This window comes from Zavarzinella formosa DSM 19928 (assembly GCF_000255705.1).
GTDB lineage: Bacteria > Planctomycetota > Planctomycetia > Gemmatales > Gemmataceae > Zavarzinella > Zavarzinella formosa.
In genome coordinates this window covers 948389-964932 of sequence record NZ_JH636439.1, presented here as the reverse complement: position 1 = coordinate 964932, position 16544 = coordinate 948389, and the positions used below count along the sequence as shown (strand labels likewise).

The following is a 16544-nucleotide window of genomic DNA, read 5'->3' as shown; positions in this document are numbered from 1 at the left end:
CAAAAGCTGGCCAACATTTTCCAGATTTTCTCGGAAACGCTTTTGAAGATGAAACAGATTGGAAGATAACGAAGTGATCAATGACGGAAGGCGAATCGAGTTGGTGTGTGGCCAATCCTATTTTGCGTTCTCTGCCGGGGCATTATCGGGAGGCGCGACAAGCAAAACACGGAAGCCGCACTCGCAGCCGCCGCCGGTGTGGCTGCGATAAGCGGAGCGGGCATCCACGGCCCCAAAACACCATGCGCCGCCGCGTTTGACGTACCTCATGCCGTCTTCGGGCCCCATCGGGTCGCGCGCGGGACTGTTCTGGTAATAGTCGAAATCGTGATAGTCCTGGCACCATTCCCAGGCATTCCCGTGCATGTCGAAAAGCCCCCAATTGTTGGACTTTTTTCCGGCCACCGGCTTTGTTCCAAATTTTGAATTGTTGATGAACCAAGCATGCCGGTCCAATTGGGCTTCGTCGTCGCCGTAACAATAGCGAGTATTTGTTCCGGCCCGGCAGGCATACTCCCACTCGGCCTCCGTGGGCAGCCGGTACTTTCTTCCTTCTTTCTTGCTCAACCAATTGCAGAATTCGCTCGCGTCCCGCCACGAAATCCAAACGACCGGATGCTCGTTCGTTTGCTTAAACCCCGGATCATTCCAGCGATCATCGTCCGGCATATATTTGGGGTTCGCCTCAATGAACTGCCGAAACTGCCCGACGGTGACTTCCGTGGCGCCCAGATAAAATGGTTTCGTGATCTCCACCTCATGCTCGGGCGATTCCGAACGCAAAAATAGTTTGTGCCCCTCCTGCTCGACCAGATTCAGCCAATATTCGATTTCTTCCGGCGAGGAACCCATCTTAAACTTTCCGGCCGGGATAAGCTTGAATTTCATTGCCAGCGTGTTGTTGAAATCCACAGGCAATCCATTGTCTTGCGGTCGCTCAAGCCGCGTCTGTTCTCCTTCAACATTCTTTGATTGGTCGGGGATCGGCTGCTGATGATGAAGCCAATGTGTCAGCCCGATAAACTCTGTCGCGGCGAGAGCAAGCACCGGGAGAAATAAAACTGCCGCCACAAGCCATTTCCACTGGCCGAACCTCGACGCCGAAGGTCTGCTCCGGGAGATGCGGGAGAAACTCTTGGGCGGGGGGTTCATCCCAAGCCGGGTTTCGCAGTCGGCGAGAACATCGGCCACTTCGCGGGCCGACTGGAAACGGTCTGACGACTTCTTGGCTTGCAGTTTGGCGATGATGTCTGAAAGCCATTGCGGTGTTTCGGGAATCAAGTCCCGGATGGGCCTCGGGGAATCCTCAATGACCCGCCTCAACACGGCGTAAGTGGTCGAGGCGCGAAACGGCGGCCGGCCGGTGGCCATGACATACAGCACGCTGCCAAGGCTGAACAAGTCGGCCCGATGATCGAGCGGTTCTCCCCTCGCCTGCTCCGGGGCCATAAACATCGGCGTGCCAGCCAACATGCCGCTCTGGGTCAGGCTGGCGTCGTCGGCCGCGCGTGCCAGGCCAAAATCGTTGACTTTGATTCGCTGATGCCCCTCTTCGATCAACACGTTGCACGGCTTGATATCCCGGTGGATCAACCCGGTGGCGTGGGCGGCGGCCAACGCCTCGGCGATCTGTCGGCCGAAGCGCACGATCTCCGGCGCATCCAGCGGGCCGGTGCGGTTGATTCGCTGCTGAAGGGTCTCGCCGGGGATGAATTCCATCACCAGATAGGGCAACGGCTGTTCCTCGACGGCATGGATCTGAACAACATTTTCATGCCGAACCCGCGCCGACGACCGGGCTTCTCGCAAGAATCGTTTGCGGGCCGGCGAAGTGGCGGCAACCGTCGGGGCCAGGGCTTTCAGCGCGACCACTCGTTGGAGTGCCTCGTCAAACGCCCGGAAGACGATTCCGAACCCTCCCCGGCCGAGAACTTGCAGCACCTCGTAGTGGCCGATCCGGCCGAGCGAATCGGGACGGGCGGATGGTTTCAAGAATTGCAGGTCGTCGTGTTCCTCTTCCGGCTTCTTCTCGCCCGCCCCGGCGCCGCCTCGCTGATTGGCGATCTGACTCACCAAGCAGTCGTGGACCGGTGTGGCCAAACCGGACCCCAACTGCCGGCCAAGCGGCTCATTCAGGAACTCACCCGGTTTGAAATGGGCGGCCAGCAGTTCATCCACCTGACGACGGAATGCGACATCCCCGCCGCAAGCCTTTTCCAGAAAAGCGGTGCGGTCATCCGGATTGTCCAAGTCGAGAGCGGCCAGAAAGACTTGTTCCTCCGTCATAACGAGAAACCCTCACGATTGCCGGTCGCCTTGTTCCCAATGCGAGATTCCGGCCAAAACCTGGCCAACATTTATGATTCTTTTTCCGACGACCCTTCGACGGCCCGCCGAAGCCAGGCCCGTGCGAAGGCCCAATGCCGCCCGGCCGTCCGCTCGGGCAGGTCAAGGGCGGCCGCCGCCTCGGCGAGACTCAGTCCGGCAAAATACCGGAGTTTCACGAGATTGGCTTTGAGCGGGTCTTCAACCTCCAGCCGGTTCAAAGCCTCGTCCAGCGCAAGCAAATCTTCGTTGGGTTCGGGGACGGGTGAGACATCCGCATCGAGTTCCTGACGTCGCATCGCCCCGCCGTGCCGCTCGGCCGCCTTGCGCCGGGCGTCGTCAATGAGGATGCGCCGCATGGCCTCGGCAGCGGCGGCGAAAAAGTGGCCGCGATGATCCCACTGATCACCGCCGGAAGCCCCGACCAGCCGGAGGTATGCCTCGTGAACGAGCGCGGTCGGCTGAAGTGTGTTGCCGGACGGCTCGGCCGCCAATCGGGCGGCGGCAAGGCGGCGAAGTTCGTCATAAACCAAAGGCAACAAATGGGCGGCGGCCTGCGGGTCGCCTTGATCGGCCGCGTTCAAAAGCTGCGTCACCTCAATCATTACCCCGCCCAAAAGTGAACAACCTCGGAGAGGGGGAAAATTCTATTCGAGATCGAAGGAAAGAACCCGGGCTTGAAATGTAAAATTCTCTCGTAGAAAAGGGGATCGAATCGCCGTGGAAATGATCCCCTCGGTCGATCACCAGCCAATTCCCTTGGCTGTCACCCGCACCTTGGCCATCCGGTGATTAACGCAAACAAACAATGTTTGTCCGTCTTCTCCGCCGAAACAAAGGTTCGCCGTGCGATCTCCGGTGAGGAATCGGCCCAACAACGTTCCATCCGGCGCCATGACACAAACGCCCCCCGGACCGGTCGCCCAGATATTGCCTTGGGAATCGCACTTCAAGCCATCGACCCCGCCGCCCTTCACCTTGGGGGCCGTCCATTGGGCGGGATCAACGAAGAGCTTTGCTTCGCCGGTTGTGCCGTCCTCATTCACAGGAAACACCACCCACTTGCTACCGTTGGTGACGTAGAGTTTCTTCGCGTCCGGCGAAAGCGTGATGCCATTTGGGTTCAAGTCCTTGGCGATCAGTGACAACTTGCCGTCTTTGGCATTGATGCGATAGACGCCGGTGAAATCGAGTTCGCGTTTGGCACCTTTGTCGAGACCGTAGGGAGGATCGGTGAAATAGATATCCCCATTGGGATGGATGGCCAAATCGTTGGGGCTGTTGAGCCGCTTGTCCAAGTATTTGTCGGCCAAGACAGTCTTTTTGCCGTCCTTTTCAAGCCGCGTGACACGGCGGTCACCGTGTTCGCACAGGTGCAGCCGACCTTGGGCATCGACGGCTAGCCCGTTGGAACCGGGTTCGTCACCGGCTTTGCCGCCGCGAGGTTTGTCGCCGGTGTAGCCGGAGGGCTTCAGGAATTCAGAGGTGCCCTCTCCTTCCTTCCATTTGATGACGACGTTGTTGGGAATATCGGAAAAGAGGAGAAATTTGCCGGATTTGTGCCAAGCCGCGCCTTCGGTCCAGATGTAGCCGGCCGCGATCTTTTCTAGTTGGGCGTCTTTGGGAACCAGCGAATCAAAGCGGGGATCAAGACGTTCAACCGTCCCGATGATCTCCTTGGTGCCGTCTGTTTTGCCGGGAGTTTTCGGTTCTTGCGCGGCGAGGGGTGGAACGACGAATCCCGTCAGCAATCCAAAGCATAAAAGACAAGTTCGGCTCATGATGAATACTCCCGGATCAGAATGGAAGAGCGGGTTCAAACACGAAAGACATGTTACGCCGACAGGAGATGGATTCTATGCCAAGGCGCATGACGGCTGAATCACCACTCTTGCCTCAATGAACTGTCAAAACGCGATGAAAGGCTTTGGATTCCCACGACGTTGCTCGACAACGGCGCCTGTATCATTTACGATAACTTTGTTTGGTATTCCCACCCGCATCCCCATTCTTTGTGACGGTCATGCAAGCCGGAACCCGTCCAGCCAAAGCTTTGAATCGCCGACAACAAACATTTGCCACGTTCACCCTCCTGCTTGTCACTTTTATGCCGACAGGCGGGCGGGCTGACGACGGCGTTGATTTCTTTGAAAAGAAAGTCCGGCCCATCCTCGTCGAACATTGCTACTCCTGTCACTCGGCGGGTGCGAAAAAAGAGAAAGGCGGCCTTCGGCTCGACACCCCGGAGGCCATCCGTCGGGGAGGCGATTCCGGCCCGGCCGTCAAAGCGAACGATGAGAAGAGTCTGCTCTTGCGGTCTATTGCCCATGCGGCTGATGCCCCGGCGATGCCCCCGAAGGGGAAACTGCCGGATGCCATTGTGGCCGATCTCGGGCGATGGGTGAAGATGGGGGCGCCGCTCCCGGCGGCGGCAACAGCCAAGCCGGAGGTTGGGGAAGCGGCCCGAAAATTCTGGTCGTTTCAGCCGGTCGTTGAACGGCCTACTCCGAAGGTCTCGAACCCAAAGTGGCCGGCCCGAAAAGCAGACTCCTTTATTCTTCAAAAGCTCGACGAGCAAAAACTCTCGCCCGCCCCGGCGGCGGATGCTCGGACATTAATCCGGCGAGTTTACTTTGACCTTGTCGGCCTTCCTCCCACGTTTGAACAAGTGGAAGCGTTCGCCGCCGACACCCGGCCGGATGCCTACGAGCGGTTGGTTGATGAATTGCTTGCATCGCCGCGATTCGGGGAGAAATGGGCGCGCCACTGGCTTGATGTGGCCCGCTATGCCGAGGACAATTCCACGAGTGAGGCGACCTGCAAACCGCCCCGTTTTCCTTATCGATACCGCGATTGGGTGATCGGGACATTCAATGCCGATGTCCCTTTCGACCGGTTTATACGGCTTCAACTCGCTGCCGACTTGGCGCCGGACACCCAGCCTGCGGATTACGCGGCTCTTGGATTCCTGGGGCTTTCGCCGGTTTACCACAAAGAGCCAAAACTCTCGAAAGATGTGATCGCCGCGTTCGTCGCCGATGAATGGGACGAACGAGTGGACGTCATTACCCGTGGATTCCTCGGCCTGACGGTCGCATGCGCCCGCTGCCACGATCACAAATTCGACCCGATCACCGCAGAAGATTATTACGCCCTCGCCGGGGTGATGGCAAACACCCAACTCGCGGAGCGGCCGTTGAAACCCGATGCCGACGCGGGCCAAAATGCCCTCATGACCGTCCGGCTTGATCTGCTTGATGCGACGCTCCGGCTTGGCTATGCGAAGGAAATGCGCGGAACGGCCCTGAAGGAGAAGAAAGACGCCACCGTGTTTGATCCCAAAATCAAGGCGATTGAAGCGAAGATGGCCGACCTTAAAAAGCGGGAACAGGCATTGGACACATCGGGGCCGACCGCGAACGTCGTCCGTGATGCCGGAACATGGGTCAACGGCGACGACCCGGCGTGGACAGTCGTTGATTACAAACCCGGCCAATACCGGAACCTACCCGTCTTCATCCGGGGCAATCCGGCCCGGCCGGGGGAGATCGTCCCCCGGCGGTTCTTGGGCGTGCTTTCAAGCGGGGAAGCAAGACCGTTCCGCGAAGGAAGCGGTCGGCGTGAATTGGCCAACGCGATCACCACGGATGCCGCCGGTTTGACCTCGCGAGTGTTCGTGAACCGGGTATGGGGCTGGGTGTTCGGACGGCACTTGGTGACCACCCCCAGCAACTTCGGCTCGCTCGGCGACCGCCCGACCCACCCCGAACTTCTTGACGACCTCGCGGCCCGGTTCGTCGCCAACCGCTGGTCGGTGAAATGGCTGGTCCGGGAATTGGTGACATCCGCCGCGTATCGGCAATCGAGCCGGCACGATGAGAAAGCGGCCGCCTCCGACCCGGATGACCGGTGGCTGTGGCGGGCGCCCCGCAAGCGGTTGGAACTGGAAGAATGGCGGGACGCGATCCTTCAAGTGAGCGGCCAACTCAGTCTCGCCGGCGGCGGACCGTCGGACAATCTGGACGGCCCGAAGAGTGTTCGCCGAACGGTTTACGGAAGGGTAAGCCGGGAACGCCCCGCCGACATTCACCGCTTGTTTGATTTGCCGGACCCAAGGGGCCACGGGGAGAAACGCGAGTCAACGACGACGCCGGTTCAACAGCTTTACTTCCTCAACAGCCCGTTCGTCCGACAGTCGGCAGCTACGCTGGCCAAGGCGACAGCCACCGGACAATCAATCGAAGACGGAACGAAGGCTTTGTTCCGACGGGTGCTTCTGCGTGACCCGACCGCTGATGAATTGATGACCGCCCGGCGATTGATTCAACCGGCGAAAGAGGGAGGCGTGCCCGCATGGGAACTTCTCTCCCAAACTCTTCTGGCGAGCAACGAATTTCTGTTTCTGAACTGACGGCGAACTTCTTATGAACCGATTTAATTCTGTTGATCCGTTCGCCCAAACTCGCCGGTCGTTCCTCAGTGAACTCGGCGGCAGCGTCGGTCTGCTTGGACTGTCAAGCTATCTACACGCCGTGGACGCGCCAACGGTTTCTCCGGCGGCGGGGAAACCGCATTTCAAACCCCGAGCCAAGCGGGTGATCTTCCTGTTCATGGCCGGGGGGCCGTCGCAACTCGATATGTTCGACCCGAAGCCGGTCCTTGAGAAACATGCCGGAAAGCGGCCAGGGGCGGCTGACCTGCGCACGGAGCGTGTCACCGGCGGGTTGCTTCCCTCTGTGTTCAAGTTCCGGCCGGGCGGAAAATCTGGATTGCCGGTGAGCGATTTGCTTCCAAACATCCGGGAATGCGTGGACGAACTCTGCCTCCTCCGGTCGGTTTACGCAACCAATCCGAACCACTCGCCGGCCGCCAACTTCATGGCCAGCGGCCGGATCGACGCCACCCATCCGGGGATCGGGTCGTGGGTTTCTTATGGGTTGGGTTCGGAGAACGCGGACCTGCCCGGCTTCGTCTCCCTCGGCGGCGGCTTCGGCCAAGTCGGCTTCGAGCGAAGCGGTTACCTGCCCGGCCAATTCCAAGCGACTCGCGTATCCGCCACCGAATCCGATCCGGAGAAGATGATCCGTCACCTGCGAAACCCGGCCATTGGCCCCGATGATCAGAAGCGGCAACTCGACGCACTCCAGGCATTCAATCACAACCATGCCGTGGCAAACGGGAACGACCCGCAATTGGAAGCCCGCGTCCGGGCGATGGAGACGGCCTTCCGAATGCAGACCGCCGCCGGAGAGGCGTTCGACACCCGCCGGGAGCCATTGCGAATTCGTGAAATGTACGGGCAAGGTGAATTCGCCCGAGGTTGTCTCTTGGCGCGGCGATTGGTCGAGCGGGGTGTCCGTTTCGTGCAACTATCGAACGGCGGATGGGACCACCATTCCGGGATCAACGGCGAGTTGAAGAAGAAATGCGGAGAGATTGACCGCCCCATCGCGGCCTTGCTGAAAGACCTCCGACAACGGGGCTTGCTGGAAGACACTCTGGTCATCTGGGGCGGGGAATTTGGCCGCACCCCGGTGTCCGAGAACGGCGACGGCCGCGACCACAACCACTACGGATTCACCATGTGGATGGCCGGCGGCGGGGTGAAAGGCGGAATCGCCCACGGGGCGACCGACGAGTTCGGTTTCAAAGCCGAGGAGAACCGCGTCGCCGTCCACGATTTGCACGCCACCATCCTCCACCTGCTCGGCCTCGACCACGAAAAACTGACCTACCGATACAGCGGCCGCGACTTCCGGCTGACAGATGTTCACGGCCACGTTGTGAAAGACATCTTGGCTTGACGCTGGCCCGCCACGCCGGAAACCAGACGAAAGCCATTCTTCCGCTTCCTCGGTTCGGCCGGCAATATGCCGGTTCGCCTCCGATCATTAATCACGTCATGTTGTCCGACATGTCCCGACCCAACGCTATTAATGGGGAGGCGAAGATGCGTAAGATTTCCCCATCAACCGGCGACCGACTATTTGACGGAGGCGACGATCATGACGATTGGCTACGACAAACCCCTGTTTGTGCTGCCCTTTGATCACCGGGCCACGTTCTCGAAAAACCTGTTTGGCTGGCATGAGCCGCTGAGCAAAGAACAAACGGCGGAGATCGCCGCCGCCAAACAAGTAATCTTCGATGGCTTCCGCGCCGCCGTGGCGAACGGGGTGCCGAAGGATCACGCCGGTATCCTCGTGGACGAAGAGTTCGGGGCGGCCATTTTAGAGGAGGCCCGTCGGGAGGGTTTCATCACCGCCTGCCCGGCCGAACAGAGCGGCCACGACGAATTCGATTTTGAATACGGCCAGGACTTTGCCCGCCACATCGAACGCTTCGACCCGACCTTCTGCAAAGTGTTGGTGCGCTACAACCCCGAGGGGGACCGGGAATTAAACCGGCGGCAGGCGGCCCGTCTGAAGCAACTGTCGGAATACCTCCGGGGAAGCAATCGACTGTTCATGTTCGAGTTGCTCGTGCCTCCGACACCGACCGAATTACAGAACTTGGCCAACGACAAGAAAGCCTACGATCTCCGGTTGCGGCCCGCCTTGGTGATTCAGGCCATCCACGAGTTGCAAGACGCCGGGGTCGAGGCGGATGTCTGGAAGATCGAGGGCCTCGACGAGACGGAGGATTGCAAACACGTCGTCGCCGCCGCTCGCCGATCCGGGCGAGACAAAGTCGGCTGCATTATTCTAGGCCGGGGCGAGGACGACAAGAAAGTGCGCCAATGGCTGACAACGGCCGCCAAGGTTCCCGGTTTCATCGGCTTCGCCGTCGGCCGTACCACCTTTTGGGAACCCTTGGTGAACTTCCTCGCCAAGAAGATCACGCGAGAGGTCGCCGTGGCAGAGATCGCCGCCGCCTATCAATCGTGGACCGATTTGTTCGTGAAGGCGAGAGAATAAGCCTTTGATCGCTCGAATCGGCACGGAATGGAGTTCATTCCGTCATGTCCCGGCCACTCGGTGAAAGAACTCTTCAAACCGGGCGAGCAAGACTTCCGGCCTCCATCGCCCGGCGGCCGCAAGGGACTTTTGTCGCCGGTCTTCGTGATACGCCGCATCATCCCATAACCGTTCGATCTCGGCACACCACGCGCTCACCTCGTCCGCCGACGGAGGCAGGCGACTTTCCGGCGTGCAGTGCGCGGGCAATGGCAAGCATAATCCGGCGCTTCCGAGAGTCTCGGGCAAGGCCCCGCGGTCAGAGGCGACCACCGGGAGGCCGTTGACCAAAGCCTCCGCGGCGACGCGGCCCAAGGACTCATTCCATAACGATGGCATGAGGATGGCGCGGGACAAGGCATAGAAGGCCGCCGGGTTGCCCGAGTTGGCCATGCGATGCACGGTCGGCAGACCGACCAAATCGACGCCAGTCCTCGCCAGCCAGTCAGCCCGGCCTCGGGACTCGACGACGAGAAACGGAATGTCCGGCCGCCGCCGGCCCAACTCAACGATGATCCTGGCAAAGACGAACACTCCCTTGTCCGGGACCGGATTGACGAACGTGATGAATTGGCCCGAGACGTTCATGGCCCGGACTCGTTCCCACGAAAACGGGCACGGAAGGACGGCCGCCGTGACTCTGCGGCGGGCATACTCATACTGGGCGAACCGGGACGGAACAAACACGGCGTCGGCGCCCCGGAACGCGGCCGGACCGTCGTAGGCGAAGTTGTGCAGGGCAAAAACAACCTTTGCCCCCAGTTCCCTGGCGGCGACCATGAGCCTCCGACCCACCTCGTGCCCGCCATAAGTGAGCACGATATCAGGCTTGAAGGCGGCGGCGACCCGACAAAAAAAGCCGATGAACTCATCGGCTTCGGCAGTGGTCGCCGGCCGGTTCCCGGCCCATCCGGCGGGGACAAACACCGTGGCCCGGACGCTGCCGGCGACGTGGAACAGACGGTGCGGAACCCCGGCCGTCACGTCCTTGGTCGTGACGCTCAGTCCAAGCGCGGCCAGCCACGCGGCGCGATCAGCCGACGGGGGAGCATCGAGATCGGGACCGCAAACGGCCCCGCACGGCCACCCGTTCACGGCGAGAAGTTCGAGCAGATCGCGGGTGGCAAGGGCGGCTCCGCTGGCCGGATCAAAATACCCGTGGTAGGACGCAAACAAGATGCGTGGTGGCGTTCGCACGGCGGCTCGTGGAAAGGGAATGCGGTTCCGTCATCTTGGTGTGAGTCAATCGGAGGGCAAGAGTGTCCGGGTGTTCACCGCAACAACTTCATGTCAGGGCATTTTTCCGATAATGCGGATTGTGGTTTACGATTTTTTAAGATTATTTTAATTTTATGTTTGACATTACCCTGTCGGTTCTGTCAGAATCCCCGTCCGTTCATCAAGTTTGAAATAAAGACTCTTTTAGCGTCCAGTCCCTTAAAAAAACGGATCCCAAAATGCAATCGCACGCCTCCCCGCGCGACCGCGCCCCGTCTCGGCCCGTTAATGAGTTTCTCGGCCGCCTGCGGGCGTGGCTCCGATCAACTCCCCCCGGAAAACGAAAGAACAAAAAACTGGACCTCTGGCGACTGGAAGACCGCACAATGCCGGCCATGATGGCCGGATTCAACTTGGGCGACCCAAGCCAGTATGCCGTAAGCCAAACGACCGGGCCGCTTTCCATCGACGGGCCGCAACCGATCACGCCGACGACGTTGTCGTTCGGTGAAACCGGGGGATTTTTCGGGACAGACTCAAGCGAGACGACGGCTCCTGCCACTGTTTCGCCAAGTAATGCCGACGCGGCAAGCGTGGAAGAGTTCTGGAGCGGCGAAACAACAGCAACGAATCAGCCGACGACGGCGGCAGCCACGCCAACAGTGCAGAAACTGCTGTTTCGTGCGCCAATGGACCAGAGCTTCTCGTCGGGAGGCGGCACTTCCGGGGGAACCTCCGGAGGGACTTCCGGAGGAACTTCCGGAGGAACCTCGGGGGGAACTTCCGGAGGAACCTCGGGGGGGACTTCCGGCGGAACCTCAGGAGGGACTTCCGGCGGAACCTCAGGAGGAACCTCGGGGGGAACGTCAGGAGGGACCTCGGGTGGGACTTCCGGCGGAACCTCAGGAGGGACTTCCGGAGGCGCGACCGTATGGCTGACGACCGAAGACGGAGATGCGTCCGAGAATGGACCTGATCCGGGAACAATCAGGGTACATAGCAGCGGAGGATCGGGGGGCGTCTCCGTGATGCTCTCTTTCGGTGGCACGGCCATGCCCGGAAGCGACTACTCTTACCCGACTTCATCCGTCTACATTCCCAGCGGAGGTGGCTACGTCGATGTGCCGATCACCCCGTATGACGACAATGCGGAAGAGCCGGACGAGACAGTGGTGGCCACCATTATTGGTGGCGGTTCAGGCGGCTATTCGGGCGGTTACACGGTCACCGGCGGCTCGGCCACGGTGACGATCAAAGACAACGACGCCATCGTTTCGGTCCAGGCCCTTGACAACGCCCCCGAACCTTTCCCCGGCCACACCGCGCAGCCGGGCCACTTCCGGTTTACCCGCGACCGCACCGACACGAGCCTTACCGTCTCTTACTCCGTGGGCGGGTCAGCCACCTCGGGCGTCGATTACACGGCGATCGGCGGATCGGTCTCCTTCGCGGCGGGGCAATCCACCGTTGATATCACTGTCACGGCTCTTGCCGACCAAATTCAAGAATCGACCGAATCGGTGGACCTGTATCTCACCTATCCGCCGTCAGGAGGCGGCTCGCCCTCGTACACCCCGGCGTCGGGGGGCGGCATGGCCACGGTGTTCATCGCCGACGCCACGCCACTGACAGTGACTGCGACCGGTCCGACGATCGTAAACACATGGGACTCCGCCAATTTCACGGGCAGCGCGTCGGGCGGCAGCGGAACCGGATACCAGTACGCCTGGAGCTTCGGAGATGGTGACACCGACAACACACAGAACCCATCGCACGTCTACCCGGACCCCCCGGCCGGCGGCTCCGGCCAGGACTACACCGCCACTCTGACCGTAACCGATGACGCCGGAAACTCGGCCAGCAAGTCGGTCACCGTCCACGTCCTGTCCCAACTCATCGTGACCGCGTCCGGTGACTTGGAGGAGGCCAGTCCCGGCCAGCCCGTCCAGTTCACTGCGTCGGCGACCGGCGGTAGCGGGCCTTATACCTACATGTGGGACTTCGGCGGCGGCGGAGCAAGCGCGTCACACGCATTCCCGGCCGCTCCCTCCGGAGACGCCGGGGAGGACTTCGCGGCCATCGTGACCGTCTACGATTCCTACGGAAATTCCGGGGAAGCCGCCGTGGTGGTTGCCGTCACCGGAGACCCGGACGTCGGGGACGAAGTGGTCGATGACTCTGGAGACGCGGCCGTTCAACAGGCCATCCAACAGGACATCGCCACCGAACAGGCGGCCGAGACGGCGGCGGACCAAGCAGCCCAAGCAGCCTTGGTACCGCTTGAGCAAGACCCGGACCCGCCGACATCCGACGGCCCGGACACATCGCTGATGGACCAGATCAATGCTGACGCGGCCGCCGAGACCGCCGCCTTGATCGCCGCCAGCACGGACTACACAAACACCCTTGGCCAGGACACCGCCGGTTTCGAGTCGACCGTCCAGGCGGCGATCGCCGCTTATAATGCGGCCGCAGATCAATCCGACGACGAATACAACACGGACGTGGATGGCGCCAACAACGGCTACACCACAGATCTCGCCAACCTCGATCAAGCCTATGTGGCCGCCGCCTTGGCCGCCGAAACCGCGCTCCAGCAGCGAGAGACGACGGACGACCAAACGCTGGCCGATCAGATGGCCACCCTCAAGCAATCACTGGATAACACGGTGGAAACCGATGCAACCACTTACGCCGGCACAGTGGCGGGCGGGGATGCCCATCTTCAACAGGTGATTGCCATCGCCGAGCAGGCGTATCTCAATGAAGTCACCCAGCAGACCACTAGCCGCGATCAGGCCGACACCGTCGCTGAAACCGCCGCAACACAGGCGGAACAGTTGGCCAACGCAATCCAACAGGGCACGTTTGACCAGGTTCAAGGAGCGTACGACCCGGCCCAAATTGCTTTGGAGGCGGCTTATTCGGCGGGCACGGACGATGAGGCCAGCACGACCGTCCCGGACTTTGGCCAAGATCCGACAATACTGGCCGCGGAGGCGGCAGCCCAAGCTTTGTTCGCATCCACCGCAGGACAGGCCGACGCGCTTCTGGACCAGCAAGCGGCGGCCGAACAAGCCACCCTGCAAGCTCAGTACGACGCGGCCACCGCAGCTTACAATCAGGCGATGATCGATGCGGCCGACGCGGAAACCGCCGCCCGGGCGCAGGCCGACCAGACCTATGACGCGACCATTGCCGCCGACCAACAAACCCGCGACGCGGCGGTGGCGCAGGCTTGGGCCACATACAGCCAGGCCCTTGCGGCGGCCAAAACCACTTACGAGGCCGCGAACGCCCAAGCCGGATCGGACCGGGCGGCGGACGAGCAGGCGGCGGACGACGCCTACTCAAACACGGTGGCCCAGGCTTGGACCACGTTCACGACAGCCAAGCAACAGGCCCTCGACGCTTATCCGGTGGCTGAGGCGGCCGCCCGGACGGCTTACAACACCACCGTTGCGCAACTCCAGCAAACCTACGATGGCATCGTCGCCCAAGCCGAACCCACCGTCCCGGCGGCGAAAGCCCAGGCCGATTCTCTTTACAACACCACGGTTGCCGCCGCCAGGGATGTCCGGGCGACTGCTTATTCCAACGCGGACGCCACATATGCCACAGCCGACGCGGCCGCGCGGGCGATCCTTGCCCCCGCGCTGCGGGCAGCCGATCAGGCATGGATCACCACCACCACAGCCTTGGACCGGACGTACGACAGCGACCGGCTGAGTGAGAAAAACGAAATCAAGGCCGACGAAAAGGCGGCCGACAAGGCATACACCAAGACGCTCCGGAACGGCTCGCAGGCATTCTGGAACTTCATGGACCGGACGTACTATCCGGGCATGAAGAAAGCCAGCCGCATGAGGGATCAAAACGCCGCGAACGCCCTTCGTGACAGCCTCACAACTCAACGACAACAAGCCCAGAGAGATTACACCCTGCTCAAGGACCAAGCCGGAATAGATCTGGCCACAAAACTGGGTGACATTCGAATCGCGCACCAGCCCCGGATGAACGAGATCGACAAGGCCAAATTCGACGGATACGCGAACGCGAACGCGACCAAATTGAAGGCCCGTGCCGCGGCGAATCTGGCATTCGATCAGGCGATGGCCCAGCCGGCGGCTGACCGGGAGGAAGCCAAATCCCACGCCCAAAAGACACTCGCGACCGCCATTGCCGATGCCGGAAAGGCCCGGGGAGACACCGTGGCCAACGCCGAGTTCGCTTACGACAACACGCTGACGGCCGCGAAGAAAACGCTGGCCGACGGCCTGGCCAACGCCGACAAGACACTTGCGGATGCCATCGACGCGGCGGCTTGGGCGCGGGACACGGCGGTGGCCGACGCGACCCAAGCGATGGAGTTCACATTCTCCGACGCCGATCAGACGTGGAAGAACGCCCGCGAGGACGCGAAGACAGCCGAGGAGCGGACAAACTCAGCCGCTTACGGAACGTACATTAACACCGTCACCGACGCCGGCGTGGCCTTGGACGATGCGATGGTCAACGCCCAAGTGACACAAGACGAGGCCGATACGGCGGCCGGTGTGGCATGGACCCATGCCCAAGCCACCGCGTGGGAAACTCGTCAGGTGGCCGAGGCGACCGCCATCAAGGCTTGGTATGACACCACCACGGCCGCCGACACGGCCGCGCTGAGTGCGACCCAAGCCGACCTCATTGCGTGGGACACGACGGTGCTGGCTGCCTGGCAGACAGAAATCGGGTCCATCATGTCTAGCGTCGGGTCGGTGGTGAATTCTTGGGCGAGCCAGGCCGGAACCCGGTTCGCCGGGTTGGTGCGGGACGAAATGGCGCTGTGGATCACCGGGGAAACGTCTGACATTGCGGCCGAGGCAACCGACGCCAAGGCGGAATTCACCGACGAACTCTCAAAGGACATCACCGAGGAAGAAGCTGACGACGCATTGACGGAGGAGAAAATCGATGACCTGCCGGCGACGGTCCAGACCGAGGCCGACGATTATGTGGCCGACCTTGAGGCGGATGCCCAGGCCGCCTCCGACACGGTGGCCGACGAAGATGCGGCTTGGAAGGCTGATGAGCATGAGGCAAACGCGGATGCCGCAACTCATGACAAAGACGAGGCGACAGCGGCCGTCAAGGAAGCCGACGACACACAGGATGCCGAGGTCGAGCGAGAGCGAGAAGAAGCGTCCGACGCCCGTGATGACCGACGGACCGTGGCCGAACAGGACGACCGGGCCGCCAAGGACGAAGCGGATTCCACCAAGGAAGACCACGACAAGACGGCTGACGCCCGACACACCCGCGCCGCCGACGACGCGACAGCCGCCAAGACCAAGGACGAAAAGGCCGCAACCACCCGCCATGACGGAGTGGTCGCGGATCTCCAGAAAGTGGACACGGCGGTCCGGAACGGAGCGACGGACGCCGACCAGAAGACCACCCAATTGGTCACCAAGGCGGTGGCCGACGTCATTGCGGACATTCAAGTCCGGCTGACTGATATCCGGACTGCGACCGACGCCCAAGTGGCCCAACGAATCGGGGACCACGACGCGGAAATGGCGGGCTTGTTCCCCCGACTTGAGCAAGCCAAGACAAACGCCGTGGCCGCCGCCCAGGCCAAACTGAATTCGGACACAGCGGCCCCGCTTGGCAGCCAGGCTCTCGCCGCGAACCCGACGCCGCCGGAAAGCGACTTCCAAATCGCGCTGGATTACCTGCCCAAGTGGGAAACCGTGGCCATGATTGCCGGCGGTGTCGCCCTGACCATCTTGGTTCCCGGAGCCGGGGCGGTGATGGCGGCGGCCGCGTTCGGCGCCTTGGCCAGCGGGGCCATCACGCGATACTACGACGGAGGCCACACCGTCGCGGGGGCGATCCTCGGTTCGGGAGCGGACCTGACGGGTGTTTCGACGGTGTACGGAGCGATCACCGACCGGGACATCATCTCGGGCAACCACCTGGATCTGACGGAGGCGCAACGACGTCAAGCCATCAGTGAAGGGGGCATCCAGGTGGCCATGACGGCTTGGGGCCTCGGGCAGA

Annotated in this window: 9 protein-coding genes; 4 read left to right on the top strand and 5 right to left on the bottom strand. The window is 61.4% G+C overall.

Annotated features, from left to right (window positions below; translation table 11 throughout):
* Window positions 1–117: 117 nt before the first annotated feature.
* The 3 genes from BGIM_RS56940 to BGIM_RS0104835 form a co-directional block, all read right to left on the bottom strand.
* On the bottom strand, window positions 118–2286 hold the full coding sequence (locus BGIM_RS56940) for a bifunctional serine/threonine-protein kinase/formylglycine-generating enzyme family protein (protein WP_020468670.1): 2169 nt from the start codon (window positions 2284–2286) through the stop codon (window positions 118–120).
* Between the two features lie 71 nt (window positions 2287–2357).
* Window positions 2358–2930, bottom strand: a complete 573-nt coding sequence (locus BGIM_RS0104840) for an ECF-type sigma factor (protein ID WP_020468669.1) — start codon at window positions 2928–2930, stop codon at window positions 2358–2360.
* A 138-nt stretch (window positions 2931–3068) separates the two neighbouring features.
* A complete protein-coding gene (locus BGIM_RS0104835) occupies window positions 3069–4106 on the bottom strand; it encodes an SMP-30/gluconolactonase/LRE family protein (RefSeq protein ID WP_020468668.1) in 1038 nt (345 codons plus the stop codon).
* A 242-nt stretch (window positions 4107–4348) separates the two neighbouring features.
* On the opposite strand from BGIM_RS0104835, the gene BGIM_RS0104830 reads away from it, so the two are divergent.
* The 3 genes from BGIM_RS0104830 to BGIM_RS0104820 all read left to right on the top strand — a co-directional run bounded on the left by BGIM_RS0104830 (window position 4349) and on the right by BGIM_RS0104820 (window position 9242).
* On the top strand, window positions 4349–6736 hold the full coding sequence (locus tag BGIM_RS0104830; RefSeq protein WP_020468667.1) for a PSD1 and planctomycete cytochrome C domain-containing protein: 2388 nt from the start codon (window positions 4349–4351) through the stop codon (window positions 6734–6736).
* Between the two features lie 13 nt (window positions 6737–6749).
* A complete protein-coding gene (locus BGIM_RS0104825; RefSeq protein WP_020468666.1) occupies window positions 6750–8129 on the top strand; it encodes a DUF1501 domain-containing protein in 1380 nt (459 codons plus the stop codon).
* A gap of 201 nt (window positions 8130–8330) precedes the next feature.
* Entirely contained in the window at window positions 8331–9242 is a 912-nt protein-coding gene (locus BGIM_RS0104820) for a 2-deoxy-5-keto-D-gluconate 6-phosphate aldolase domain-containing protein (protein ID WP_020468665.1), read from the top strand.
* Between the two features lie 42 nt (window positions 9243–9284).
* Here the strand turns inward: BGIM_RS0104820 and BGIM_RS0104815 are convergent, their stop codons facing one another.
* Together BGIM_RS0104815 and BGIM_RS64650 are read right to left on the bottom strand one after the other, a co-directional pair.
* On the bottom strand, window positions 9285–10478 hold the full coding sequence (locus tag BGIM_RS0104815) for a glycosyltransferase (protein ID WP_020468664.1): 1194 nt from the start codon (window positions 10476–10478) through the stop codon (window positions 9285–9287).
* Between the two features lie 652 nt (window positions 10479–11130).
* Window positions 11131–11553: a hypothetical protein gene (locus BGIM_RS64650; protein ID WP_238537518.1), complete on the bottom strand. Its 423-nt coding sequence runs from the start codon at window positions 11551–11553 to the stop codon at window positions 11131–11133.
* Here BGIM_RS64650 and BGIM_RS68030 point away from each other — a divergent pair.
* Window positions 11528–16544: PKD domain-containing protein (locus BGIM_RS68030; protein WP_315849817.1), on the top strand; the 5017-nt coding region annotated here is incomplete at its 3' end. The two genes, BGIM_RS64650 and BGIM_RS68030, sit on opposite strands and share 26 nt — an antisense overlap.